Consider the following 25234-nt stretch of genomic DNA (forward strand, 5'->3'; position numbering starts at 1 on the left):
TAACTCAAATAATATTACAGTTATTCTTGTTGGTTTTTAGCTTTAAAACTCGATTCTTTAATTGATTTACGAATTGGAGCTGCTGATGGTTTTGGCTTTGTTAACTCTTCAACATACTGTAAATTCTCTGAATGCACTTTTTCAAGTTTTTTTCGGCTATCTTCTGATTTCAACATGACTGGGCCTGTTGCGTATCTTAATGCAGAAGTTGCTCCTGCTCCAAACTCTAATACATCTTTTGACTCTTCAAATTTTCCTTCTTCTATTAACTCAGCAGCTTTTTCTTGATCCATAGCGATCTTCTGGACAATTGATTCAACTAAAACATCTTCTTGTACGCTATCTGCTACGAACTCTTGGTTATCTGTATAGCTGATATTTACTGGCATTTTACGCTCTTGTGTTTGTTTCGTCACTGCATTGGTATAGCGCACATCTACATTTGCCAATAGTTTTTCTTCATTCAATGCACCTGCCATTGGTTCTAATTCCAATAACACATATTTTTCTTGGTTCGCATAAACTTGATTCATGTTCACAGTAATCTTGTTATCTCTGATTTCACCATCACGACCCAATAAACGAATTGGTTTTGCACCTTCTTTTAACTCAATAATGATTTCAAAGTTTTGCGCAGCAACGGACATAGAATCCTTAAACTCTTTTTCCATAATCAATTCTAGATCACTCACGTTGGCAACATAAGCATGATTACCATCACTGTAATTAGAAATAGCCGTCATTAAATCTTCGTTGTAATCGTTACCAATCCCGAATGTGCTCACAGCAATGCCTTTTTGAGCTGCAATTTTTGCGAGTTCACTTAACTCTTTTGTAGATGTTGGCCCAACATTTGCTTGTCCATCAGATAATAAAATAATACGATTGACTTTGTTAGGATCTAGATTTTTAGAAGCCTCACCAATGCCTTTGCTTAAACCTGCAAATAGCGCTGTTGCACCGCGTGGTGTTAATTGTTTATTAATTTTTTGAATAATCTCTTTCTTATTTTTGATTTTAGTTGCAGGCACAATCACATCCACGCCGCTATCATAAGCAATGATGGATAAAGTATCATTTTCACCTAAAACTTCTACTGCCATAATCGCCGCTTCCCTTGCCTTTTCAATGCGATCGCCCGACATTGAACCAGAACGATCCACAACTAATGCCAAATTTAATGGTGGGCGCTCTGTCGCTTTGACAGGAAAACCTTTGAGAGAAACCTTTAAATAGTTGGGTGATTTATCATTCACTAAAACAACAGGCGATGATAATTCTGATTGAATGATAATTTCATTAGTTTGCGCTTGGCCAACTGCCCACAAGCTTGAAAAACTGAATAGCAATGTCCATAACTTTTTCATAAAACCTCCGATTGAGTGATTTGTTATAAACATTATGATCACTCTATCTATAAAGTTGTGAGGCGCTTGTATTTAATTGTAAAAGTTGTAAAACAACCCAAAACTATTGCGCTAAGCTACCAAATAATACCAATAAAAATGGCGCAATGATATTCACAATAAAGCCAAAACTAATCGCAATAGGTACAACTTTAATGCCACCTGTTTTTTGGATCAAAGGCAATACAAAATCTAAGGATGTTGCACCGCCTGAGCCAATTGCTGACAAAGGTAAACGTGCCATGATTAATGGAATCACAGCAAAGGCAAAAAACTCACGGAAGAGATCATTGAAAAAAGCAACACTGCCCACAGTTGGTCCTAAGCTTTTTTGTAATACACTTGCTGATAATGAATACCAACCAAAACCTGAGCTGACAGCCAAGCCTTCTAATAATGGACGGCCATTTAACCATGCAGCCAACATTCCACCTAAGAACGATGAAATGATGATCGCAACGCTCAAAATCAAACCGTAGCGATTTAAAAATACTGCTTTTAAGCTGATACCATTACTGCGCAATTGAATACCAACACATAGTAACAAAGTCATCAAAGCACCTTGCCCCAACCAATCTGCCACATGTTTAAAAGTTGGTAATTCTATGGAGAAATTTGCCAATAACAACTTCCCTAAAATTACACCAATCACAATAGAGCCTAATAGTTTAATGGCATTGAAAACTAGGCTTAATGTGGAGGATTGATAACCTTCTGCTTTTTCAGTTTTGACAGGTAGGTTTTTATCTAAATAGTAGAAAAAGAGCATATTCATACCCAAGATACAAACGATGTAACTTGCGGTTTGCCAGAGAATCTTACTCAATTCACTGTCTAAATTTTCCATCGCGGATAAATTTAATCCCATCACCAATAGAATCAAATAGATCAAAGCCATTAAACTACGATCAATGATCTTTAGAATTGTTTTAGAACGAATAACAGTAAAGAAACCAATAAAAAGTGGCGCGAGAATCCAAAGCAAGTTGAGCAACATCATGGTGAATCAATCATCATTTATTAAGAGCGGATCAAAGAGATTAGCAAACAACAGCGTAACTTGCTATGAGTCTATGTATATTTATCGATTAAATTTAATGGTAATCATCAATCCTGTTTCACCATCTGTTCTATTTTGAATGATCATTTTGGCATCGTGTGCTTGAACGATTCTTTCCACAATATTTAACCCCAAACCAAAACCATTGCGTGTTTCGTCAGAGCGTTTATAAGGTTTACTCATTTCAGCTAATTGCTCCGGGTTAATGCCTTTTCCATTATCCATAATAGTTAATTCAACTGTATTTACTTTTTCCTGAAAAGCAATCACGGTTTCTTTGCCATTTGCAGCATAAAACTTTGCATTATCCAGTAAATTCTTCATCAGCAAATAAATCAAACTAGGATCGCCTTTGAGCTTTAAGTTTTGGGGCACATTCCATAGCAATGTATTTGGATAATTACCTTCATATTCGGCTTTCAAAGGCTCAATGATTTCACTATAAACATTGAATTGATAAGCTTCATTGGAATGCAATTCATGACTTGCACGTGCAAATTGCAATAAACGCTCAATCGTGACCAATAATTCATCTATTTTGGTAATGAATAACGCTTTTTCTGGTACATCATCCATTAATTCTAGATTTAATCTCATACCAGCCAATGGCGTTCTTAATTCATGGGCAACATCTGCTGTAAATTGCTTCTCATATTCAATGCGTTCAGCAATCCTTTCCAACAACTGATTCAATTGCTGAATGATGATTTCTGATTCTCCAGATGTTGCACGAACAGCTATTTCGCTTAAATTGAGCTCATTACGTTTTTGTAATTGCTCCGCCAATTGTAAAAACGGCTTCACAAACCGATTAGTGATAGAAACAATCAAAACCCAAGCCAGCAACATGACAATTGAAATAGGCAACGTTACAGCAACAAAAATCTCTTTAATCTCAAACTGAATCATTGAGAATTTCTCAGCATCACTTAAGTTAGGATCCATTAAAATATCCATTTGCTCGTCTGTTTCATGCCAAATCCAAGCCACAATGATGATCCAAGAAATGGCCAAAATAGCGCCAAAAGAGATTAATAATCGTTTCTTTAAATTCATACAGCATCCACCAATTGATAACCTAAACCTCGCACAGTTTGGATTCGATCTTTGCCAATTTTTTGACGTAAACGATGAATATAAACTTCTAAAGTATTAGAGCCAAAAGAATCCTGCCAAGAATACAAATCTTGTAGCAGTAATTCTCTCGGCACAACCTGCTGATATTTTAATAACAATCTCGATAAAACCGCATATTCACGTACAGTTAATTCTAGAGAATTGCCTAAATGTGTAATGGTTTTATTGGTTAAATTCAAAATAAAATCGGCAATTTCTAAATAATTATCTGCTTGCCCACAATGGCGACGAATGATTGCTCGCAATCTTGCATACAATTCTGCTAATTCAAATGGCTTCACTAAGTAGTCATCTGCCCCCGAATCTAAACCAACAATACGATCATTCAATGCATCTCGTGCTGTAATGATTAATACTGGCAAGCTCTGTTGAGACTCTCTTAACCATTTTAATAATGTTAAGCCATTACCATCAGGCAAACCCAAATCCAATAAAATTGCGCTATAAAAACCATCATTGTTACTTAAGAATTGGCGTGCAGATTCTAAATTACCTGCAATATCCACAGCATAACCTTCCTGAATTAAGGCTTTTTCTAATCCACGTTGTAATAGTAAATCATCTTCAACCACTAATAATTTCATTAGTTCGAACACTCTGTAAAAATATTAAGTTTTGGATCATATTCTGTTGTTTGTACTTGTAACAATCCTAATAATGTATGGAATATATTGTCATGAGAATAATTTTCTTGCTGTGCTTTTTTCTGAATACAGCCCAATGTTAACCCACGATTTTTATAAAACTCATCATTGCCCCAAAAAATTAAAGGGATAGATGTTTGTTCTTCAGGTGCAATCATATAAGGCGCACCATGTAAGTAGAAACCTTTTTCACCCAATGATTGCCCATGATCAGAAACATATAACATCGATGTTTCATATTGATCTTGATAACGCTTCAATAATTCAATCCCGCGATTAATGACATCATCTGTATAAGCAATCGTATTATCATAAGTATTCTTTAAGACTTCTGTATCACACGTTTCTATTCGATTAGTATCACACGTTGGTTTAAAGATGCGAGAAGCTTCAGGATAACGTTGATAATATGTTGGTCCGTGGCTACCATTCATGTGCAATACAATCACTAAATTATCATCTTTATCCTGCGCCATGATGTAATCATCCAAGCCTTCCAATAGATATTCATCATAATACAATGCGCCAGCTGATGGTTTTGCCGTTGTATAATCACTCACATTTTGTGTTGGAATACGATTACAAACTTCCTTACAACCATTATCATTTTCACGCCATAAAACTTTATAACCTGCTTTTTGCAAGACATCCATTACATTATCTTGGTTTTCTGCGCTCACTTTATCAAATTCGGCACGTGTCATTTTAGAGAATAAACAAGGCACAGAAACAGCTGTTGCAGTACCGCAAGATACAACATTTTGAAAACTTACTAAGTTTTCTTGCAGTGATAATTTAGGGTTTGTATTTTTATCATAACCATTCAATGAAAAGCTTTGGCGACGTGCTGTTTCACCTAAAAACATAATCATCAATGTTTTCTTTTGCGCTTCAGGTTTAACGAGAACTACATCATCCCCCATAGATTTGAAAGGCTGCGCCTGTGAATAGTTTTTCTTTGCATATGAAACATAACTTGCCACAAAACTACTTGGCATGATTAATTTCACAACTTGACGGTTATTACGGAAAAATGACGCAAAATCTTTATAAAAATTTAAACCAAACAATGTGCCACTAATCAAAGCTAAAGCGCCTGTAATTAAACATAGACGTTGCATTAAACCNTTTCTTTGCATATGAAACATAACTTGCCACAAAACTACTTGGCATGATTAATTTCACAACTTGACGGTTATTACGGAAAAATGACGCAAAATCTTTATAAAAATTTAAACCAAACAATGTGCCACTAATCAAAGCTAAAGCGCCTGTAATTAAACATAGACGTTGCATTAAACCTTTCCACCAAATAACTGGTTTAATTTTAATGCGAGTTAATAACCAAAATGGCACAATCGCCCCTAGAGTTATCCATGCAAGTAATTCAAAACTCAATAGATTCACAACTTCTAACGTATTTGTTTCGATAATATTTGTAAGCATATCGCGATCCATATAGATCTGATAGTGATATGAAAAGTAGTTAAAAGATGCGCTTAAACTCATTAAGGCAATCAAAATAACCAAAGTTAATCGCCTGGACCATAAGATCAAAGAAAATAAACTTGCCATCAATGACAATAAAACAATCAACACAACGCCGACAAATAGATAATCTTGTGTATTATTGAATGGCACTATTCTAAAAACAGCGCGCCAAAATACAATATTTTGCGTAAAGACAAATATAGCTGCGAAGGCAACCAATGCTGTTAGCCATGATAATTCATATTTTTGATTCAGTTTATGCCACAAAGTTTTCATAGTTTTTCTCAATACATAATTTGATATTGAGATGATAAAAACTGAACCTTAAAATAACCTTAACGCAATAAAATTAACGGCATTGAAAAATATATTCGTCTTTAATAGAATTCATAATGTCACCCATTGGATCATTAATATGAACTTCTCTATTGCTGTTGTCTCGAAAAATAGATCTCATACAAAAGCATTTAAACGAGTAATGGTTAATCTACAGCCATTGATAGATGCATTGGAAAATATTGAAGTAAAGTGCCCCATTGGCGATTCAGTATTAATTATGGCTAGTGATGAAGATAATCTTAAACCTTTTGAAATAGTTGAAATCCCAAATAAGGATGCGCTATTTCAATATGCAGCAGGAATTAAAGAGTATGTCAGTGATGCTGAGTTAAAAATGGATCTGTTTCTAATCCTAAGACTTATTGTAAAAAAAGTCCCCTTTGCTACTACAGATCATGAGCAATATGAAAATATTTTTCAGACAATGGCGTCGAAATTTATTGTGTCATAAAAATATACTCGTGAAGTAGGCTATACATTACGCAATAACTTTAATAAAATCTCTGTTCATCATTTATTCATTTATAGAATTAATAATGTCACAAACAACCACGCAAAACGCCATTCCACCCTCAACGTGGCGTGAAGCATTTAAAATTTCAATGCCAGTCGCAATGGGCTATCTCCCAGCAGCAATGGCATTCGGTGTTTTATCTAGTGCGGCTAACATTCCGGACTGGATCTCTATCTTCATCAGTATTGTGGTATTTTCTGGCGCAGCACAATATGCAGCTGTGCAACCTGTGGCAACTGGCGCATCCATTTTAGATTTAGCCATCAATACTTTTGCCATCAATCTTCGACATATTTTCTATGCATTGCCTTTGATGGATGCATTGCCTGAATCTAAACTAAAACGCACATATTGTCTATTTTGCTTAACGGACGAAGCATTCTCATTAATGACAACATTACCGAAAGAGAAGCAAAAATCTCCCTTTCTAAAAATATCTACCTTAGTCCATAGCTACTGGGTAATTGGCACAATTTTAGGCGTTTTAGCAGGGCACCAATTGGGAAAATTGATTCCTAATTTAGAGTTTGCCTTAACCTGCTTATTCGTCATTTTATGGTACGAACAATGGAAACAGAAGAAAGTCTACTTCCCTGCTTTAATTGCTGTACCAGCATTTTTAATTGCCTATTTAATATTCCCTAAAATATTATTAATCGGTGCTTTAACCATTGCCATTATTGGCATTATGGTTCATTACTTTTCCTTCAAGAGAGCTGAATAAATGTTACCGACCCCATTACTATTAGTTGGCATTATCTTAATGGGCGGCATCACACTAATTTTAAGAGCTTTCCCTACTTTGGTTCCCCAAAGATTATTAAGACAACGCTGGCTACTGGCTTTAAACTTCGCGTTGCCAATGGCTGTCATGACAATTTTAATTATGGCTAGCCTTAATCTCTTCACTGAACATTTTACAATGACACGTTTAGGTGCTGAAATTATTGCACTTGTCTTTGTATTACTATCGTACATTCGTTGGCACAATGTTTTTATCAGCTTAGCAGTCGGGATTGGCTCGCTCAATGGGATATTATTATTGTTACAATAAATGGAAAAAATTTGGCGTAACCGCACAATTTGATTACAATTATTTCTTTCCGCAATCTAAAAGGAATGCACACCATGTCTGAGTTTACCGCTTCATCTGTTCTAGAATTTATCGCTGAAGAATCTGTCGAATATGTCGATTTTCGCTTTACAGACCTTAAAGGCTTAGAACACCATTTAACTGTTCCTGCACATCAAGTTGACGAAGATGTTTTCGAAGAAGGAAAAATGTTCGATGGCTCAAGCTTTCAGGGATGGAAAGGCGTAGAAGATTCAGACATGATTTTGATGCCAGATCCTAAAACTGCGCGCATCGATCCTTTCTATAATCGCAAAACGTTAATGTTGTACTGCGACATTGTTGAGCCTTCAACATTACAGCATTACCAACGTGATCCTCGTTCTATTGCTAAATTGGCACAGAACTATTTGATCTCAACAGGCATTGCAGACACAGCATTCTTTGGTCCAGAAAATGAATTTTTCGTATTCGAAAATGTTTCATACAGCACACAAATGGGCAATGTTGGTTACGTTGTAGACGTGGAAGAAGCGCCATGGAACAGCGACCAAATGGAACAGAACTTAGCGCATCGTGGTGGCGTTAAAGGCGGTTATTCTCCATTAGCACCGATTGATCGTTTACATGAATTGCGTTCAGAAATGTGTGAAATGATCGAAGCTTTGGGCATTCCTACAGAAGTTCATCATCATGAAGTTGCGGTTGGTCAATGTGAAATTGGTGTGAAATTCAATACATTAGTTGCTAAGGCTGATGAAACTCAATTGTTGAAATACGCAATCAAAAATACAGCGCATCAATATGGTAAAACTGCGACATTCATGCCAAAGCCAATTCATGGTGACAATGGTTCAGGTATGCACGTTCACATCTCATTGATGAAAGATGGCAAAAACCTATTCACAGGTGAAGGCTATGCAGGATTATCTGATACAGCATTGTATTTCATTGGCGGTGTGATCAAGCATGCACATGCATTGAATGCTTTCACAAACCCATCAACAAACAGCTATAAGCGTTTAGTACCACATTATGAAGCACCTGTAATGTTGGCTTACTCTGCGAAAAACCGTTCTGCATCTATTCGTATTCCTTACATCAACAACCCTAAAGCGCGCCGTATTGAAGTTCGCTTCCCTGATTCAACAGCGAACCCATATTTAGCATTCACAGCGTTATTAATGGCTGGTTTAGATGGTATCCAAAATAAAATTCACCCAGGTGAAGCAATGGATAAAGATTTATATGACTTGCCAAAAGAAGTTCAACAAGACATTCCACAAGTTTGTTTCAGTTTAAAAGAAGCATTGGATGCATTAGATGCTGATCGTGCATTCTTGAAGCAAGGTAATGTATTCAATGATGATTTCATCGATGCTTACATCAATTTAAAAATGAAAGAACACGAATATGTAAACTTAATTCCACATCCTGCAGAATTTGAGTTATATTACGCAATCTAGATTCACCTAGATCCATAATTAAACCAAAGCACTCAGATTATCTTTGAGTGCTTTTTTCTTTTGTCATTTTTAAACATGGCAATAAAATCAGATTTGCAAAAACTGCTAAATATATAATAGGCATCAAATCTTGTTGATTGAGCGCTGTATTACTGAACCATATGGATGGAATAATGAAGGCAATGGATGAAAATAAATTATTCAATGCTGATTGTAGAGAGTTGAATCCACCCCGCTGCTCAGGCTTTGGAATATTTGCACTCCAAATAGCGATTAAAATCAATCTGACATAAACCATAAACATCATCCCAAACATAAAACTATATGCAAACCATAAGCTGTTTTCTCTCATCAAAAGTAGATATGCCATACTGATCATTAATATGGCTGTGCTCCACAGCATTAAAGTTTTAAAAGAAAATTGATCATGCAGCCAACTTGCAAACTTTGTACCCAATAATGCACCTAAACCACCAACTAAAAATAGCCAAGGCAAATCTTGTGTTGATAAATACAAAATATCCGTAAAAATTGGCACTAACAAGGGGATCAACATTAATGAACTAAAATTAGATAAACCAGTGGATGCGGCACCTAATAATATTCTTTGACTAATTAATCCCTTAGGTAAATAGCTTTTATATTGAGTATCAATATTTGCCTGATTTTGAGGAATCAAACAATAAACTAATCCGCAACAGATGATGCACAATATTCCCAAAATATAGAAAGCGATGTGCCAACTGAATGTATTTGTGAGCCATAACATTAATGGCAAACCAATAATGCTTACCATTGGAAAAGCTAATAAAACAATCGCAATAACTTTACCTCTTGCATCCTCTGGCGTTGAATCTAGCAATACAGCCATGGCAACATTCAAAGAAACACCGCCAAATAAACCAGTCACTAAACGTACCCATAAAACTTGGCTGAATGTATTCAGTAATGGAATAGCCAATGTCAATATCCGATGAATAGTAGGCAAACCCATAAAATACGATGCTTATTGAATCGATCAATGAATAAAAAGCTCAATATCCCTGCAATCACAGATGATCCTGTAAATACACTGGCAACATAACCTGCATTACTCACAGCAGTCTGTAAATCATCAATCATAAATGGAAAAATAGGATTGACCATCATATATTCCAAAGTATTGGCAAACTGCACGCCGAATATAATCATAGCGATTAAAATGGTTTTATTATTTTGAGAAATCAACACAGCAAGTCCAATAAAATGAAAAAGCTAGTTTAATTAAGCCATATAATGATAACTAGATAGCATTACTTGATTTTATTCTTATCAAAAATGGGATAATAAATTGTATGAATTTAAATGCCTTGAAAATTTTTGTGGCTGTAGTTGAACGTGGTAGTTTTATAGGTGCTTCGCGCACTTTAAATATTCCATCTTCCAATATCAGCCGAGCTGTGACTCAGTTAGAACAGCAATTACAATATCAGTTATTAGTACGAAGCACTCGACAACTGCGTTTAACAGAGTTCGGTGATGTATTATTTACATCTGCAAAACCTCTGATCAATGGTATGAATGAAGCACAATCGTAATTAGCTGCAATGCAAAATACATTGATTGGTCAATTATCCATTTCTATTCCTAATGAATCAGGTCCACTATTATTAGGTGAGATTTTGATTGCATTTGCCCTTCAACATCCTGATCTACAGATTAAAATTCAAACCAATTTTTTAGGATTAGAAAATTTACACAACAATGCAGACATTGCATTATTCTTTCATCGTGGTGAAATAAATGACAGCACAATGATTGTCAGAAAAGTACATTCATTCCAAAGTATTGTTGTTGCTTCACCTGATTTGCTCAAAAAGTTTTCAGCGCCAAAAAATATACAACAATTACTGCAAGTACCTTGCATTACCACATCAACAATACTCAATCAAAAACCTTGGTTATTTTGTAATTCTCAAGGTGGATATGATGTCGTGAACGTTTCTGGCAGATTTTGTGTTGATAGTGGCATGCTTGCCAAAGAAGCAGCATTGAAAGGCTTAGGATTTGCAATTCTAGCTAAACAAGCATGCCAAAATGAATTAAATCATCAACAACTAATTGCCATTGAACTAGATCAGCAACCTGCTGCGCTAGATTTACTTTTGGCTTATCCTAGTCGTAAATATGCATCAGCATCTGTTCGAGTCTTAATTGAATCACTCATCAGCCATTGTAAATATGATGTAAATCATCAATATTAGACGAGAATGATGTTATCCTTAGCGAACTACCTTGAAAACTTATTGAGGCTATTTTAGTCGATATGGAGAGATTCAGATTAAACATCATTAGCATTGTAGTCCTGCTATTAAGTTGGTCTGTTTTTGTCTCGCCTTCATTTTCAATGTCGTTGAATAACTCCATTCATCATGAAACTTCTATGCAATTGATGCCTTATAATGGTGATTCGTGTAATCTCCAACAACCTGCGACTAATTGCATTAAACATTGTGAAGCATTGTCTATAATCATCCCGCCTTCTTTTAAGAAAGAGCTTTCTCCCCAAAACTCCCCGAAACTCTTAGCAGATGATCAAGCAATCTTTCAGTTTTATGCAACTGTTGAACTCAAACCTCCCATAAAATAATTTGTTCTGATTTTTTTATTATTAATTTCTAACACATTTATTTTTAATATTTTTCAAGTATGAGGTTTGACTATGTTCACACATAAAAACAAAATGATCGCATCTACTTTAGCAACAATGGCTGTAATGTTAACGGCTAATTTTGCACATGCAAACACAGATGAATTACCTGAAATGACATTATACAAAGACCCAAATTGTGGTTGCTGTACAGCACATGCAGATTATCTTAAAGAGAATGGTTTTAAAGTTAAAATGGTAGATCATCCAAATATTGTTGAAATTAAGCAACAATATGGCACTTTACAAGGTGCTAGCTGCCACACGATTGTCATGGATGGTTATGTGATCGAAGGTCATGTACCTGTTGCTTCTATTAAGAAGCTATGGGCTGAACAACCCGACATTAAAGGCATAGCTTTGCCAGGTATGCCATATAATTCTCCTGGCATGGGCCCTGAAAAGAAAGGTTCACTCAAAATTATGCAAGTGAGCAATGATAACAGCGTAACCAAAATATTTAATGTTGAATAAATCTTAAAATATTTACTTTGATCACAACAAAAAGCCACTTAAAAATCTAAGTGGCTTTTTCGTGCTTAATCTAAAATTAATTGATAATTATGGTGTTGGTACTGCTGTCAACATTGATGTAAACATTGGTAATTTCAAGAAGCCTTGAATCACGATCACATTCACTAAGTCAATGAAGAATGCACCCACCATTGGTACAACTATGAATGCTACTGGTGCTGGGCCATATTTCTCAGTCACAACTTGCATGTTCGCAACTGCTGTTGGTGTTGCACCCAAGCCGAAGCCACAGTGACCTGCTGCTAATACGGCTGCTGTGTAATCTTTACCCATCAAACGATACGTTACAAAGATTGCATATAAGCCCATGATTACTGCTTGGATTGATAGAATCACTAACATTGGAATCGCCAATGTTGCTAAATCCCACAATTTCAAGCTCATCAAAGCCATTGCTAAGAATAATGATAAACAAACGTTACCTGCGATTGATACCGCACGTTCGAAGATTTCATAGTTAGGGATAAAGTTCACCAAGTTATTGATGATAACACCCACGAACAATACACACACGAATGTAGGTAATTCAACTGCTGAACCTTTCAACATACCAGCAATCATAGTACCAACACTTAAACAGATCGCTAACATTGCAATTGTTTCTAACATTGAAGTTGCGGTGATTGCACGGCGAACTGTTGGGCGGTCAAATGCTGATAAACTTTCTGCACTTTGTGTAGGATCAATTTCTATTTTGTTAGGTTCACGGTTGATCAAGAATTTAGCGATTGGGCCACCGATCAAACCACCCAAAACCAAACCAAATGTCGCACAAGCCATTGCAATTTCCGTTGCAGTTGTAAAGCCATATTTTTCAGAGAAAACTGCGCCCCAAGCTGCACCTGTACCATGACCACCAGATAAAGTAATAGAACCTGCTAATAAGCCTAATAATGGGTTCTCACCCAATGCTGTTGCTAACCCCACGCCCACACCATTTTGAATGATCAATAAACCCACAACGCCAATCAAAAAGATTGCGATCATCTTTCCGCCTTGCATTAATTGCTTAATGTTCGCGTTCAAACCGATGCTTGCAAAGAACATCAACATCAATGGTGTTGTTAAGCTACCATCAAAGTTAATCTGTACGTCACCATAACTTCTTACACCTAACAATACAACAGCAGCCAATAAGCCGCCCACAACTGGTGGTGGTAATGTCAAGCGGTTAAAAATAGCGATTTTCTTAGTTAAAAAGCTTCCCAACATTAACACTAAGCTTGCTGCAAGCAGGGTGTTATAGATATCTACTGGGATTTCTGTAATAGTTTTTACAGCTTCCAAAATGCGACCTCCAATATAAAAAAAGCCACTATACCGTGTTCAGACAGCATAGTGGCGGCGGCAACATTTTACCTTAATTTAAACCAAATTATAAGATCGTAACATATTGATTTAAAGTAGAACTCGGTCTCATTAATGAATTTAATGCTTCATCTGCTGGCAAATAGTAACCTTGCAAATCTTGATTTGGCTGTTGAGCATCAATCAATTCTTGTGCAATTTTTGCTTCATTTCCAGATAAATTCTTATAGAAATCAGTGAATAAAGCTTTTAACTCTGCATCATCATTTTGCTCTGCCAATGCTTTCGCCCAGTACAAAGTTAGATAGAAATGAGAACCACGAGTATCTAATTGACCACGTTTTGATTGTGGTGATTTATTTTCAACTAAATAATCAGCATTTGCTTTTTCCAATGCTCTTGCGATCACTGCTGCACGCTCATTATCATTTGTACGTGCTAAATGATGCAATGATTCAGCCAATGCCATGAATTCACCCAATGAATCCCAACGCAAGTGGCCATTTGCAATGTAATCTTCCACTAATTTTGGTGCAGAACCACCAGCGCCAGTTTCAAATAAACCGCCACCTTGCATCAATGGAACAATAGATAGCATTTTTGCAGATGTACCTAATTCTAAGATTGGGAATAAATCTGTTAAATAGTCACGTAAAACGTTACCTGTAACAGAGATCACATCTTTACCTGCACGAATGATTTCCAATGTTTTTGCTGTTGCTTTTTCTGGTGAAAGAATAGTGATATCTAAACCTGCTGTATCGTGATCTTTCAAGTATTTCTCTACTTTTTTAATCAATTCACGATCATGTGCACGATCTTCATCCAACCAGAAGATTGCTGGCATACCAGACAAACGAGCACGTGTTACAGCTAATTTAACCCAATCTTGGATCGGAGCATCTTTCACTTGGCACATACGGAAGATATCACCTGTTTCTACAGCTTGCACCATCAAAACATCACCTGCTTTGTTGATCACTTTTACAGTGCCATTTTCAGTAATTTCAAATGTCTTATCATGTGAACCGTATTCTTGTGCTTTTTGTGCCATCAAACCAACGTTTGGCACTGTTCCCATTGTTTTAGGATCTAGTGCGCCATTTACTTTACAGTCATCTACAGTCACTTTGTAGATAGATGCATAGCAACGATCAGGAATCATCGCGATTGTGTCCGCTGTTTGGCCATTCTTATCCCACATTTTACCGCCTGCACGGATCATTGCTGGCATAGAAGCATCAACAATAACGTCAGAAGGAACGTGGAAGTTAGTGATACCTAAATCAGAGTTAACCATTGCTAACAACGCTGATTCATCAATAATTTTTTGGATGTCAGCTTTGATTTCAGCTTCTTTTGCATGACCTGCAATTTTCTGATTCAAATCCCCCAAACCATTGCGAGCAGTTACGCCCAATGCTTTAAACTCAGCAGCATATTTTGCAAATAATTCTTCAAAATAAACTTCGATTAAAGCACCAAAAATGATTGGATCTGATACTTTCATCATTGTTGCTTTCAAGTGAGCAGATAACAATACACCTTCTTTTTTAGCGCGTGCAATCGCTTCTTTCGCAAATGCTTTCAATTGCTTCACATTCATTACTGATGAATCGATGATTTCACCTGCTTGTAATGGTGCAAATGCTTTCAATGTTTTTGCTTCGCCTTGTGCATTTTCAAAAACGATTGAGTATTCAGTTGCTGCATCAATTGTTACAGCTTTTTCTGAGCCGTAGAAATCGCCAGAAGTCATGCTCACAACATCAGTTTTAGAATCTTTTTTCCATTCGCCCATGCGATGTGGATTTTGGCGCGCATAAGCTTTGACAGCTTCTGGTGCACGACGATCTGAGTTACCTTCGCGCAATACAGGATTTACTGCTGAACCCAATACTTTTGCATAAGATTTCTTGATTGCTTCTTCATCAGCATTAGCTGGCGCTTCAGGATAATCAGGAACGTTATAACCTTTAGCTTGCAACTCTTTGATTGCACGCTTCAATTGAGGGATGGATGCAGAAATGTTTGGTAACTTGATGATATTTGCTTCAGGCACTTTTGTTAAATCACCCAACATGCTCAATACATCATCAATTTTTTGATCAGCCGTTAAACGCTCTGGGAATAATGCAATGATACGACCTGCTAAAGAAATGTCCGCTAACTCAACATTCACGTCTGCATGTTTAACAATTGCTTTAACAATTGGTAAAAATGAATACGTTGCCAATAGTGGTGATTCATCTGTTTTCGTGTAATAAATTGTGTTGTTACGATTAGTCATTTCCATCCTCCGTTATATCGATGACTATAATTCAAAGAATTGTTCCTTTTTTATGCCTATTTATAATAAAATACTAACATTAGTAATACTTTATTATCTTTCACTAACTTGNACATGCTCAATACATCATCAATTTTTTGATCAGCCGTTAAACGCTCTGGGAATAATGCAATGATACGACCTGCTAAAGAAATGTCCGCTAACTCAACATTCACGTCTGCATGTTTAACAATTGCTTTAACAATTGGTAAAAATGAATACGTTGCCAATAGTGGTGATTCATCTGTTTTCGTGTAATAAATTGTGTTGTTACGATTAGTCATTTCCATCCTCCGTTATATCGATGACTATAATTCAAAGAATTGTTCCTTTTTTATGCCTATTTATAATAAAATACTAACATTAGTAATACTTTATTATCTTTCACTAACTTGTCTGGAGACTATATGCTGCTACGCTTTTTATCAAAGCTTATTGCATTTCCCAAAAGGGATACAACATTAAGTCAGTTAAAGCTCAATAGCGATATTTTCTCAACTAAAACCACTATTGATGATAATACAACCCGCACAGATTATAACCCAGAACTGATAGCAATTTTGATCAAAGAGCACAAAGATATCGTTAAAGTCAGTTATTCTATTAAAAATTTGATTCATCATCATGAATGGAAAAAAGCGCAAGATCAGCTCAAACACCTATTATCATTGATTCATGCGCACATGAACGCCGAAACAGTGACGCTTTATCAGATCCTTGAGCAAATACATCTGTCAGAATCTGAAGAAGTGGAAATGATCAAGTTTATCCGTAAAGAGATGGCTGCTGTTGGCTTTGATTTGATAGGGTTTATCGATAAATATAGTGAGATACCTATAGAAGAGATCAATAAAAATGCCTTCATCAATGAATATGATAAATTGCTCTACACCATGTCGGCGCGCATTGAGTTAGAGGAAAGCACGTTGTATCCCTTATATGAAATTTTGCTTTCCCAGAAATATTAAAAGCCTAGATCAACTAGGCTTTTAAAAATTAAGATAAATTTTTAATTAGAAACTATTTCAATTTATCAGCAACCAATTCATTGATCACAGCAGGATCAGCTTTACCTTGGCTTAATTTCATCACTTGACCCACAAAGAAGCCCAATAATTTAGTTTGACCACCTTTGTATTGTTCAACTTGCTTAGGATTCTTCTCAATCACTTCATTCACCCAGCCTTCGATTGCGCCAGTATCAGTTACTTGTTTCAAGCCTTGTGACTCAATGATTGCATCAGCTGTTTCGCCTGATTCAGCCATTGTTTCAAACACTTTCTTAGCAATTGAATTAGAGATTGTTTTATCTTGAATGCGCGCTAATAAGCCTGCTAATTGCTCTGCATTTACAGAGAACTCATCGATCAATACACCTTTTTGGTTCAATGTTGCAGAGACTTCACCCAATAACCAATTTGCAGTCATTTTTGGCTCAGAACCTAATTTAACCATTGCGCCAAAGTAATCACACATTGCACGAGATTGAATCAATACAGATGCATCATATTCAGATAAACCAAACTCTGATACTAAACGTGCAGCCAATGCTTCTGGCAATTCAGGGAAAATTTCACGGACATTGTCGATCATTTCATCTGTTACAACGATTGGTAACAAGTTAGGATCTGGGAAGTAGCGATAATCATTTGCTTCTTCTTTTGTACGCATTGAACGTGTTTCATTTTTATCAGGATCATACAAACGTGTTTCCTGAACCACTTCTCCGCCCGCTTCAATGATTTCGATCTGACGTTCAACTTCATGATTGATTGCATCTTCGATGAAACGGAAAGAGTTAATGTTTTTGATTTCAGCACGTGTACCAAATGGTGTACCGGGCTTATGCACAGAAACGTTCGCATCACAACGGAATGAACCTTCTTGCATGTTACCGTCACAAATACCTAACCAAGTGACTAATTGGTGTAACTTACGTAAATATTGAATCGCTTCTTTGGCTGAGTTTAAATCAGGTTCAGATACGATTTCCAATAATGGTGTACCTGCACGATTCAAGTCTATGCCAGTCATGCCATAAACTTCATCATGCAATGATTTACCTGCATCACATTCCATGTGCGCGCGGTTAATACGAATTTTCTTCTCACTACCATCTTCCATTTCAATCATCAAATGGCCATTTTGTACGATTGGCAACGCCAATTGGCTGATTTGATAACCTGTTGGTAGATCAGGGTAAAAATAGTTTTTACGCTCAAATACTGTTTTTGGTGCAATGTGCGCATCGATTGCTAAGCCTAACAAAATAGCCTTATCCAATACAGCACGGTTAAACACAGGCAAAGTACCTGGCATTGCTAAATCATACAAGCTTGCTTGGCTATTTGGCTCTGCACCATATTGAATGCTTGAACCTGAAAATAGCTTAGTTTTTGTTGTGAGCTGTGTATGTACTTCTAATCCAATGACAACTTCCCAAGTCATGGTCTATTCCTTATATTCTTTGGTTGCTAATTAATCAAACTTTGGTTGTTTTGTATGCCAATCAGTTTCTCTTTGATAAGCATGTGCCACATTCAAAATTTTAGCTTCATCAAATGCACGGCCAATAATTTGTAAACCTACTGGCAAACCATTCACAAAACCTGCTGGAATTGACATTGCAGGTAAGCCTGCCAAGTTTGCACCCACAGTAAAGATATCGCTCAAGTAAACTTGCGTACTGCCTGTGCTATCTTGTCTGAATGGTAATTCTGGTGCTGTTGGCCCCATGATCACATCCACTTGGCTCAATACTGAGTTATAGTCATTGGCAACCAAACGGCGAACTTTCTGTGCTTTCACATAGTAAGCATCATAAGCGCTTGCACTCAATGCATATGTTCCCATGAAAATACGTTTTTTAACTTCGTCACCAAAGCCTTCTGCGCGTGAACGCATGTATAAATCTTGTAAGTCTTTGGGATCATCACAACGATAACCGTAACGAACACCATCAAAGCAAGCCAAGTTACTAGATGCTTCTGCAGGTGCAATTGTGTAATACACAGGCACAACCACATCTGTATTTGGCAATGTCACTTCAACTAAAGTTGCGCCCATTGCTTCATATTGCTTCAAAGCTGTTTGGATCACATCAGCAATTGCAGGATCTAAATCTGGCGATAAAAACTCTTTAGGAATACCAATGCGTAATCCGTCGATGGATTGGTTCAATAAACCTGAATATTTTGGTACTGAAATATTGTGTGATGTTGAATCCTTAGCATCAAAACCCGCCATTGATTCAAACATATAAGCACAATCTTCTGCTGTTTTAGCAATCACGCCAGCTTGGTCAAAAGAACAAGCAAATGGAATCATGCCCCAACGAGAAATACGACCATAGGTTGCTTTGATTCCTGTTAAGTTACAGAAACTTGCTGGTTGGCGCGTTGAGCCACCTGTATCAGAAGCTGTTGCAGCCAATACAAATCCTGCGCTCACAGCTGCTGCTGAACCACCTGAAGAACCACCTGCAACATGATCAAAGTTCCAAGGATTGTGAACTGTACCGAAATGGCTTGTACGGTTTGTACCACCCATTGCGAATTCATCCATGTTCACTTTACCCAAAACCATCACGCCAGATTGGTCTAATTTTTCTACAACTGTTGCATCATAAGGTGATACAAAGTTTTCTAGCATTTTAGATGCCGCTGTTGTTTTCACACCTTTTGTGCAATACAAATCTTTGTGCGCAATAGGAATACCAGTCAGCATTGTTTGCTCGCCTTTTGCGATTGCTTCATCTGCTTTCTGTGCTTGCGCTAAAGCTTGATCATAAGTTTTTGTGATAAAGCTATTGATCTTATGATCATGCGTTTCGATTTCTGATTTAAAGTGTTCAAACACTTCCACACTCGATACTTCTTTTGTATCCAATGCATTACGTAATTCTTTAATACTATAATTTTTCATAATGATTAATTCTGACTCGTCGATAATGGATGATTATTCAATAACTTTAGGCACTAAATATAAGCCCTTCTCTACTGAAGGTGCTACAACCTGATAATCATCTCTGTGATTACTTTCTGTCACAATATCTTCTCTAAAAGGTTGCGTACGATCAAATGGATCGCTCATTGGCTCTACATTTGTTGTATCCACATTTTGCAACTGATTCAAAATCGCCAAAGTGCTTTCCAATTTTTCTTCAATCATTGGAACTTCATCATCACTGATCGCAATCTGTGACAATTGTGCAATTCTCTTAATATCAGAGGCTTTCAATTGACTCATTTTTTCTCATCCTTCTCTTCTAAAGTCTTTTCTTTATCTTTACCCAAACGATAGAAATCATCATCTTCTCCATCGAATAGAATACGGTGTGCTGGTCCTTCCATATCATCAAACTGCTTTGATCGAACCGCCCAAACAAATGCGATGGCTACAAATACAAGCAATAAAAAGGATAATGGTAGAAGAAAGTATAGAATCTTCACTCTTTTTCCCCCTCTCGGATTCGTAATGTATTACCAATCACTAATAGTGAACTTAAACTCATACCTAGAGCCGCCATCCAAGGCACAATATAACCCATCATTGCAGCTGGCAGAACTAAAATATTATATAGTAAAGACCAACCTAAATTTTGAATAATTATTTTATTGGTCCGTTTTGCAACATTTATGCCATCCAATAATGGGTTCATTTCTGTGGAGTGCATCAAAATCATATCGGCAGTTGCCTGTGTTAACAACGCACCTTGACCAATCGCAATAGAAACATCAGCTTGTGCCAAAACTGGCGCATCATTGATACCATCACCCAACATCGCAACAATTCGTCCTTCTGATTGCAATTGTGTGACATAAGATAATTTATCTTCAGGTGTTTGATCACCATGAATATTTTCAATGCCTAAACGATGATTCATCGCTTGAACTGTTTCAATGCGATCACCACTTAAAATATGTAAGCGATAACCTTCTTCCTTCAGCTTCTGAACAACCGCTTCACTATCTGCTTTTAACTCATCTTTTAAGCAATACAATGCCAATAAAGTATCACCCTTGCCTAATGCAATCCAAATACCTTCATCCAAATCATGTTGTTCATTGGTTTCAAACCAATCAATGCGCCCCACACGATATTGCTCGCCATTGATTGTGCCTTCCAAACCTTTGCCCACAATGTTATCTAGATCATAAACACTCAAAAGTTCTAAAGGATCTTTCTGATGAATGCGATGAAACGCAGCTGCAATTGGGTGATTAGAGCTTGCTTCCAATGAACAGATGATTTGCATGAGTTCAGCATTGCTTATATCATTTGTTAAATTTTTCTCTTGAACAAGCGTTAAATTGCCTTGTGTTAATGTTCCTGTTTTATCAAATACAATATCGGTCACTTTTGCTAAAGCTTCGATTGTGCCTGATCTTGTACCAATCAAGCCTTTCTCAATCATAGCTTGGTTGCCAGAGCTGATTGCGGCAGGCGTTGCCAAAGCTAATGCACAAGGACAAGAAACCACTAATACAGATAGCATTACTTCAAATGCGCGTGATGCATCCACATATAACCATGCAATGTAAGTGACTGCACAAGCCAATAATAAAATTAATACAAACCATGTAGATACTAAGTCTGCCAATTTTACAAATTTTGGCTTTTCACTCATAGCACGTTCGATCATTAACGTCATTTGTGAGAAAACAGTATCGCCACCAATTTTGGACACTTTCATCAATAAAGCTTGTTCTTGGTTAATAGATCCACCAATCACTTCTTCATTTTTACGCTTTTCAACAGGCAAACTTTCACCTGTTAATAATGATTCATCCACCCACGCTGAATCTTGTAACAAAACACCATCAGTTGGGATCGAATCACCTGGCTTAACACGCAATACATCGCCCACACTAATTTGGCTAACCGCAATCAATTCACTGTTTTGATCATCAATCATACGTTCAGCAATGTGTGGTTTTAGTTTAAGAATATGATCTGTCATCATCAATGCTTTGTGGCGTGCATTCATCTCTATTAAGCGAGCACCCAATAACAAAAATGCAAACATCGTGACAGATTCAAAATAGATCTCACCAATATTAAATATGGTGTTCCAAGTACTCGCTAATGTACCCAATATAATGGCTAGCGAGATATTGACGTTCATCGTCAATCGTTTATTTTTCAAATCATAAAAAGCCGACTTATAGAAAGTCCAACTTGAATAAGTCACACAAGGAATGGACATCAATAAACTTGCCCAGCGCAGAATTAATCGCGCTTCTTCACTGATGCCTTGATAGTGACCAAAATACAAGCCGAATGAGAACATCATGACTTGCATTGAGAATATAGCAGCAACACCAAACTCTAAAAATAGTGTTTGGCGCTCTTTTTTTAATTTCTTTTGTTGAGTTTGCTCATCGTATGGCGTTGCTTCATAACCCAAATTATAAATTGCCAAAAGAATTTTTGAGAGCTGAATTTTTTCTGGATCAAATTCCAAATAAGCTCTGTGTGTTGAATAGTTGATATCAAACTTTTGTACACCAGGAATGCGTTTGATCTGATGCTCGATCAACCAAACACATGCGGCACATACAATTTTATCAATGATTAAGCTCAGTTTAGCGACATTTTCATTGCCTGACTTCTGATTACTAATGAACTGCTTTGAAATTTCTGGGTGATCGTAAAAATCAAGCTCTTGCCTTAATTCTGCGGGCACCAAATCATTCAATGAATCAGGGCGCATTGCAGCTTCTGTACGAAACTCATAATAATGCATCAACCCTGAATCACAGATCATTTCTGCGACGGCTTTACAGCCGACGCAACACATAGGTTCATCTTTGCCATTAATATTAACAACAAATGGAACACTGCCAACAATAGGCTGGGTACAGTGAAAACACTGTTGCGAAATATTTTTTGGCATTATTCACTCAACTTAAATTACTTCAATCACATTATCATTCACGTCTTGGTAAGTATCATCACCACGCACAACATGAATTTCAAAATCCCAACGGCCTAAACGTTCAAAATTCACTGGCGCTTCATAGATGCCTTCACCAACACCTTTGAAAGTAATATTACGATTCAATTCTTGTTCTGCTAAACGCTTTAATTTTACTTCCACTGTTGCACCATCAATTGGCGCACCATCTTTATCCACCACTAAAAAGCTCATAACATTATCTTCTGAGATTTTAGGTGGATTCGTATCAAATTGGTAACGAACTTTCCAACCACGCTCTGCTTGCACACGCATGTTTGCTTTATGTTCATTGAAATATGCTTCTTGCTTATGATAAGCATTTGGTACTTCGCCTGGGAATCTAGTATTCACAGTTTTTAAGCTACCGTTTTTATCGTAGTATTCAACACGTAAACCTGCTTCTGCCATGAATACAAAAGCACCATCTACGATCACTAACACAACAAAGAAACCAAAAATTGCAATGGGTACCCAGTGTGTTCTTTTACCATCTTTATCTTTAAGAGCATTTTTCTTCTGCCCAATCAAATAATACGCATAGCTTGTTAAAAGGTTACATGAGAAATAAAGTGCAGCAACATCCCCACCTTTCCAATTCAAAATTAGATAAGGCACAAGTACTGCGATACTCATTAATCCCGAAATAACTGATGCTTGCAAACGAGTAAAGCGAAACAGATGATGTAAAAGAAGGGTTACAATTAAAACACCGACAACTCCAATGATTGTTATGGTTAATACGTCATGCATGTTTGCTTTTCTCCTAATTCAAGTTTTTTAATAAGCAAAAATAGAGCTTTCGCTCTATTTTTATCTTGCCCATTATATTTTATTTAGTCACAAATGTAGATGATAAATTATGTGTTTCAATAACATTTCCTTTCTCATCTTTAACTAAAATTTCAAGATTTACAGGTTGACTTGGTGCATCCTTGATTGTTTGATGAATCAACACTGACCAGTTTCTACGAATACCCGGTGCTAATGTCTCATTCTTTTCAGGAACATTCAATGAAATACCATTCGAATCTGCTAATTTGAGCTCTACCGTTTTTGGTGTCATTGTTAAGTTGTTCAACTTCAATGTGTAACGGTTTTGAATCAAACCATCACTCATTCTAGTAAACGCTGGCGTTCTTGTTTTTTCTAACAAGAAAGACATTTGAGCACTTGTCATAATACTCCATGCCAAAATACCAATGACTACTAAAATCACTGAACCATAACCAATATTACGTGGCGTTGCGAAGTGAGTTTTCTTCCCTTCTAAACCATTCAATGAGTCATAACGAATCAAACCTGTTGGAAAGCCCGTTTTTGTCATCATCGTATTACATGCATCGATACATAAGCCACACGTGATACATTTGTAGTTTAGACCTTCACGAATATCAATACCCGCTGGACATACCTGCACACACAAATCACAGTCAACACAATCACCATGACCCGCTTCATGACGCGCAGTTAAATCACGTAACTCTTTAACTGGTTTTGCACGGCCATTAACGCCTTCACCACGTTTTTCATCATAAGCTACAACCAATGTGTCTTTATCAAACATAACACCTTGGAAACGCGCATATGGACACATATATGAACATACTTGCTCACGTGCAAAGCCTGCCATGATGAATGTTGTTGTTGTGATGAATAAAGTTGTACCATATGCTGCAAATGGTGCTTGTCCACTAAAGAATGTAACAATCAACTCAGTTGCTGGCGTCCAATATGCTGTGAACGTAAAGCCCGTCCAAATTGCTACAGCTAGCCAAGTAAACCAAGTGCCACCAACTCGAAGTACTTTTTGAGCATTCCAAGGCATATCATATAATTTTTGACGTTTGTTACGACCACCTTGAATCCAGCCTTCAATTTTAATGAATAAATCTGTCCAAATTGTTTGGAAACAGAAATATCCACAGAATACTCGACCTGCAATATTGGTGATGAAGAACAAGAAGAATGCAAAAAGCATTAACACACCCGCCAACCACATGATATTTTGAATATCAACATCTAAACCCAAAACATAAAATCGCTGGCTTGCCAAATCAAATAATACAGCTTGATTTGGAATGTTTTCCCCTCTTGGCCACGGCAACCATGGCAGTAAATAGAATACAGCTAACCCAAAGTACAAAACCGCAGACTTGAATGTGCGGAATTTACCTTTTACTTCTCTTGTAAAGATTGGAATACGCTTTTGATAAAGCGATTCTGGCTGTTGATTTGACACAGCTCCCTCCCTCTGACTTAATCTTAATGGTTACTCTTGATTCTT

26 protein-coding genes and 1 pseudogene are annotated in these 25234 nt (G+C 36.8%); 9 read left to right on the top strand and 18 right to left on the bottom strand.

Annotated features, from left to right (window positions below):
* Positions 1-20: 20 nt before the first annotated feature.
* The 6 genes from BZK16_RS01680 to BZK16_RS01705 all read right to left on the bottom strand — a co-directional run bounded on the left by BZK16_RS01680 (position 21) and on the right by BZK16_RS01705 (position 6014).
* The gene (locus tag BZK16_RS01680) at positions 21-1367 is read right to left on the bottom strand and encodes a vWA domain-containing protein (RefSeq protein WP_077927166.1); all 1347 of its coding nucleotides are present in this window, start codon (positions 1365-1367) and stop codon (positions 21-23) included.
* A gap of 103 nt (positions 1368-1470) precedes the next feature.
* Positions 1471-2406 carry a lysine exporter LysO family protein gene (locus tag BZK16_RS01685; protein ID WP_077927167.1) on the bottom strand — a complete coding sequence of 312 codons (936 nt, stop codon included), beginning with the start codon at positions 2404-2406 and terminating at the stop codon, positions 1471-1473.
* Positions 2407-2487: 81 nt separating this feature from the next.
* Positions 2488-3522 (bottom strand): ATP-binding protein, encoded by a 1035-nt coding sequence (locus tag BZK16_RS01690; RefSeq protein WP_077927168.1) that lies wholly within the window; start codon positions 3520-3522, stop codon positions 2488-2490.
* Positions 3519-4187: a response regulator gene (locus tag BZK16_RS01695; RefSeq protein WP_077927169.1), complete on the bottom strand. Its 669-nt coding sequence runs from the start codon at positions 4185-4187 to the stop codon at positions 3519-3521. Before BZK16_RS01695 ends, BZK16_RS01690 begins: the two co-directional genes overlap by 4 nt.
* Positions 4187-5368, bottom strand: coding sequence for a phosphoethanolamine transferase (locus BZK16_RS01700; protein WP_158076785.1), 1182 nt, complete (start codon positions 5366-5368; stop codon positions 4187-4189). Before BZK16_RS01700 ends, BZK16_RS01695 begins: the two co-directional genes overlap by 1 nt.
* Positions 5325-6014: a phosphoethanolamine transferase domain-containing protein gene (locus BZK16_RS01705; RefSeq protein WP_077927171.1), complete on the bottom strand. Its 690-nt coding sequence runs from the start codon at positions 6012-6014 to the stop codon at positions 5325-5327. Before BZK16_RS01705 ends, BZK16_RS01700 begins: the two co-directional genes overlap by 44 nt.
* 139 nt (positions 6015-6153) lie before the next feature.
* Between BZK16_RS01705 and BZK16_RS01710 the strand changes: the two genes are divergently transcribed.
* From BZK16_RS01710 to glnA, 4 genes are all read left to right on the top strand, one after another.
* Positions 6154-6528, top strand: a complete 375-nt coding sequence (locus BZK16_RS01710; RefSeq protein ID WP_233145146.1) for a hypothetical protein — start codon at positions 6154-6156, stop codon at positions 6526-6528.
* 85 nt (positions 6529-6613) lie between these two features.
* Positions 6614-7315 carry an AzlC family ABC transporter permease gene (locus BZK16_RS01715; protein ID WP_077927172.1) on the top strand — a complete coding sequence of 234 codons (702 nt, stop codon included), beginning with the start codon at positions 6614-6616 and terminating at the stop codon, positions 7313-7315.
* The gene (locus tag BZK16_RS01720; RefSeq protein WP_077927173.1) at positions 7316-7645 is read left to right on the top strand and encodes an AzlD domain-containing protein; all 330 of its coding nucleotides are present in this window, start codon (positions 7316-7318) and stop codon (positions 7643-7645) included.
* A gap of 74 nt (positions 7646-7719) precedes the next feature.
* Complete coding sequence (glnA, locus tag BZK16_RS01725; RefSeq protein ID WP_077927174.1) at positions 7720-9129, top strand: type I glutamate--ammonia ligase; 1410 nt, start codon at positions 7720-7722, stop codon at positions 9127-9129.
* 37 nt (positions 9130-9166) lie between these two features.
* Here glnA and BZK16_RS01730 read toward each other — a convergent pair whose 3' ends face one another.
* The gene (locus BZK16_RS01730; RefSeq protein WP_077927175.1) at positions 9167-10123 is read right to left on the bottom strand and encodes an MFS transporter; all 957 of its coding nucleotides are present in this window, start codon (positions 10121-10123) and stop codon (positions 9167-9169) included.
* Positions 10093-10359: a hypothetical protein gene (locus tag BZK16_RS01735; RefSeq protein ID WP_077927176.1), complete on the bottom strand. Its 267-nt coding sequence runs from the start codon at positions 10357-10359 to the stop codon at positions 10093-10095. The genes BZK16_RS01730 and BZK16_RS01735 overlap by 31 nt, the downstream gene beginning before the upstream one ends.
* Positions 10360-10463: 104 nt before the next feature.
* On the opposite strand from BZK16_RS01735, the gene BZK16_RS01740 reads away from it, so the two are divergent.
* The 4 genes from BZK16_RS01740 to BZK16_RS01755 all read left to right on the top strand — a co-directional run bounded on the left by BZK16_RS01740 (position 10464) and on the right by BZK16_RS01755 (position 12292).
* On the top strand, positions 10464-10706 hold the full coding sequence (locus tag BZK16_RS01740) for a LysR family transcriptional regulator (RefSeq protein WP_077927177.1): 243 nt from the start codon (positions 10464-10466) through the stop codon (positions 10704-10706).
* 9 nt (positions 10707-10715) lie between these two features.
* The gene (locus BZK16_RS01745; protein ID WP_077927178.1) at positions 10716-11372 is read left to right on the top strand and encodes a substrate binding domain-containing protein; all 657 of its coding nucleotides are present in this window, start codon (positions 10716-10718) and stop codon (positions 11370-11372) included.
* Positions 11373-11434: 62 nt separating this feature from the next.
* Positions 11435-11758, top strand: coding sequence for a hypothetical protein (locus tag BZK16_RS14105; RefSeq protein WP_143691119.1), 324 nt, complete (start codon positions 11435-11437; stop codon positions 11756-11758).
* A gap of 72 nt (positions 11759-11830) precedes the next feature.
* On the top strand, positions 11831-12292 hold the full coding sequence (locus BZK16_RS01755) for a DUF411 domain-containing protein (RefSeq protein ID WP_096777478.1): 462 nt from the start codon (positions 11831-11833) through the stop codon (positions 12290-12292).
* Between the two features lie 87 nt (positions 12293-12379).
* Here the strand turns inward: BZK16_RS01755 and gltS are convergent, their stop codons facing one another.
* From gltS to BZK16_RS01770, 3 genes and pseudogenes are all read right to left on the bottom strand, one after another.
* Complete coding sequence (gltS, locus tag BZK16_RS01760) at positions 12380-13639, bottom strand: sodium/glutamate symporter (RefSeq protein WP_077927180.1); 1260 nt, start codon at positions 13637-13639, stop codon at positions 12380-12382.
* Between the two features lie 88 nt (positions 13640-13727).
* Positions 13728-15950 (bottom strand): NADP-dependent isocitrate dehydrogenase, encoded by a 2223-nt coding sequence (locus tag BZK16_RS01765; protein ID WP_077927181.1) that lies wholly within the window; start codon positions 15948-15950, stop codon positions 13728-13730.
* Positions 15951-16048: 98 nt separating this feature from the next.
* Positions 16049-16273: pseudogene (locus BZK16_RS01770) on the bottom strand (NADP-dependent isocitrate dehydrogenase); the annotation flags it as partial.
* 123 nt (positions 16274-16396) lie between these two features.
* On the opposite strand from BZK16_RS01770, the gene BZK16_RS01775 reads away from it, so the two are divergent.
* Positions 16397-16957, top strand: coding sequence for a hemerythrin domain-containing protein (locus BZK16_RS01775; protein WP_077927183.1), 561 nt, complete (start codon positions 16397-16399; stop codon positions 16955-16957).
* Between the two features lie 52 nt (positions 16958-17009).
* On the opposite strand, the gene gatB is transcribed toward BZK16_RS01775, so the two are convergent.
* The 7 genes from gatB to ccoG all read right to left on the bottom strand — a co-directional run bounded on the left by gatB (position 17010) and on the right by ccoG (position 25189).
* Positions 17010-18437 carry an Asp-tRNA(Asn)/Glu-tRNA(Gln) amidotransferase subunit GatB gene (gatB, locus tag BZK16_RS01780; RefSeq protein ID WP_077927184.1) on the bottom strand — a complete coding sequence of 476 codons (1428 nt, stop codon included), beginning with the start codon at positions 18435-18437 and terminating at the stop codon, positions 17010-17012.
* 30 nt (positions 18438-18467) lie between these two features.
* Positions 18468-19913: an Asp-tRNA(Asn)/Glu-tRNA(Gln) amidotransferase subunit GatA gene (gatA, locus tag BZK16_RS01785; protein WP_077927185.1), complete on the bottom strand. Its 1446-nt coding sequence runs from the start codon at positions 19911-19913 to the stop codon at positions 18468-18470.
* A 33-nt stretch (positions 19914-19946) separates the two neighbouring features.
* Positions 19947-20237 carry an Asp-tRNA(Asn)/Glu-tRNA(Gln) amidotransferase subunit GatC gene (gatC, locus tag BZK16_RS01790; protein WP_077927186.1) on the bottom strand — a complete coding sequence of 97 codons (291 nt, stop codon included), beginning with the start codon at positions 20235-20237 and terminating at the stop codon, positions 19947-19949.
* On the bottom strand, positions 20234-20440 hold the full coding sequence (gene ccoS / locus BZK16_RS01795) for a cbb3-type cytochrome oxidase assembly protein CcoS (RefSeq protein ID WP_077926238.1): 207 nt from the start codon (positions 20438-20440) through the stop codon (positions 20234-20236). Before ccoS ends, gatC begins: the two co-directional genes overlap by 4 nt.
* On the bottom strand, positions 20437-22887 hold the full coding sequence (locus tag BZK16_RS01800) for a heavy metal translocating P-type ATPase (RefSeq protein WP_233145147.1): 2451 nt from the start codon (positions 22885-22887) through the stop codon (positions 20437-20439). The genes ccoS and BZK16_RS01800 overlap by 4 nt, the downstream gene beginning before the upstream one ends.
* A gap of 12 nt (positions 22888-22899) precedes the next feature.
* Positions 22900-23700, bottom strand: coding sequence for a FixH family protein (locus BZK16_RS01805; protein WP_077927187.1), 801 nt, complete (start codon positions 23698-23700; stop codon positions 22900-22902).
* 79 nt (positions 23701-23779) lie between these two features.
* Entirely contained in the window at positions 23780-25189 is a 1410-nt protein-coding gene (gene ccoG, locus BZK16_RS01810) for a cytochrome c oxidase accessory protein CcoG (protein WP_077927188.1), read from the bottom strand.
* Positions 25190-25234 lie beyond the last annotated feature (45 nt).

The organism is Wohlfahrtiimonas populi, assembly GCF_002006795.1.
Classification (GTDB): Bacteria; Pseudomonadota; Gammaproteobacteria; order Cardiobacteriales; family Wohlfahrtiimonadaceae; genus Wohlfahrtiimonas; species Wohlfahrtiimonas populi.

What these genes read in the sequence shown, in the direction of transcription:
- BZK16_RS01680 (WP_077927166.1), bottom strand. Translation starts at nt 1,367, where the DNA reads ATGAAAAAGTTATGGACATTGCTATTCAGTTTTTCAAGCTTGTGGGCA.
- BZK16_RS01685 (WP_077927167.1), bottom strand. Translation starts at nt 2,406, where the DNA reads ATGATGTTGCTCAACTTGCTTTGGATTCTCGCGCCACTTTTTATTGGT.
- BZK16_RS01690 (WP_077927168.1), bottom strand. Translation starts at nt 3,522, where the DNA reads ATGAATTTAAAGAAACGATTATTAATCTCTTTTGGCGCTATTTTGGCC.
- BZK16_RS01695 (WP_077927169.1), bottom strand. Translation starts at nt 4,187, where the DNA reads ATGAAATTATTAGTGGTTGAAGATGATTTACTATTACAACGTGGATTA.
- BZK16_RS01700 (WP_158076785.1), bottom strand. Translation starts at nt 5,368, where the DNA reads ATGCAACGTCTATGTTTAATTACAGGCGCTTTAGCTTTGATTAGTGGC.
- BZK16_RS01710 (WP_233145146.1), top strand. Translation starts at nt 6,154, where the DNA reads ATGAACTTCTCTATTGCTGTTGTCTCGAAAAATAGATCTCATACAAAA.
- BZK16_RS01715 (WP_077927172.1), top strand. Translation starts at nt 6,614, where the DNA reads ATGTCACAAACAACCACGCAAAACGCCATTCCACCCTCAACGTGGCGT.
- BZK16_RS01720 (WP_077927173.1), top strand. Translation starts at nt 7,316, where the DNA reads ATGTTACCGACCCCATTACTATTAGTTGGCATTATCTTAATGGGCGGC.
- glnA (WP_077927174.1), top strand. Translation starts at nt 7,720, where the DNA reads ATGTCTGAGTTTACCGCTTCATCTGTTCTAGAATTTATCGCTGAAGAA.
- BZK16_RS01730 (WP_077927175.1), bottom strand. Translation starts at nt 10,123, where the DNA reads ATGGGTTTGCCTACTATTCATCGGATATTGACATTGGCTATTCCATTA.
- BZK16_RS01740 (WP_077927177.1), top strand. Translation starts at nt 10,464, where the DNA reads ATGAATTTAAATGCCTTGAAAATTTTTGTGGCTGTAGTTGAACGTGGT.
- BZK16_RS01745 (WP_077927178.1), top strand. Translation starts at nt 10,716, where the DNA reads ATGCAAAATACATTGATTGGTCAATTATCCATTTCTATTCCTAATGAA.
- BZK16_RS14105 (WP_143691119.1), top strand. Translation starts at nt 11,435, where the DNA reads ATGGAGAGATTCAGATTAAACATCATTAGCATTGTAGTCCTGCTATTA.
- BZK16_RS01755 (WP_096777478.1), top strand. Translation starts at nt 11,831, where the DNA reads ATGTTCACACATAAAAACAAAATGATCGCATCTACTTTAGCAACAATG.
- BZK16_RS01765 (WP_077927181.1), bottom strand. Translation starts at nt 15,950, where the DNA reads ATGACTAATCGTAACAACACAATTTATTACACGAAAACAGATGAATCA.
- BZK16_RS01775 (WP_077927183.1), top strand. Translation starts at nt 16,397, where the DNA reads ATGCTGCTACGCTTTTTATCAAAGCTTATTGCATTTCCCAAAAGGGAT.
- gatB (WP_077927184.1), bottom strand. Translation starts at nt 18,437, where the DNA reads ATGACTTGGGAAGTTGTCATTGGATTAGAAGTACATACACAGCTCACA.
- gatA (WP_077927185.1), bottom strand. Translation starts at nt 19,913, where the DNA reads ATGAAAAATTATAGTATTAAAGAATTACGTAATGCATTGGATACAAAA.
- gatC (WP_077927186.1), bottom strand. Translation starts at nt 20,237, where the DNA reads ATGAGTCAATTGAAAGCCTCTGATATTAAGAGAATTGCACAATTGTCA.
- BZK16_RS01800 (WP_233145147.1), bottom strand. Translation starts at nt 22,887, where the DNA reads ATGCCAAAAAATATTTCGCAACAGTGTTTTCACTGTACCCAGCCTATT.
- BZK16_RS01805 (WP_077927187.1), bottom strand. Translation starts at nt 23,700, where the DNA reads ATGCATGACGTATTAACCATAACAATCATTGGAGTTGTCGGTGTTTTA.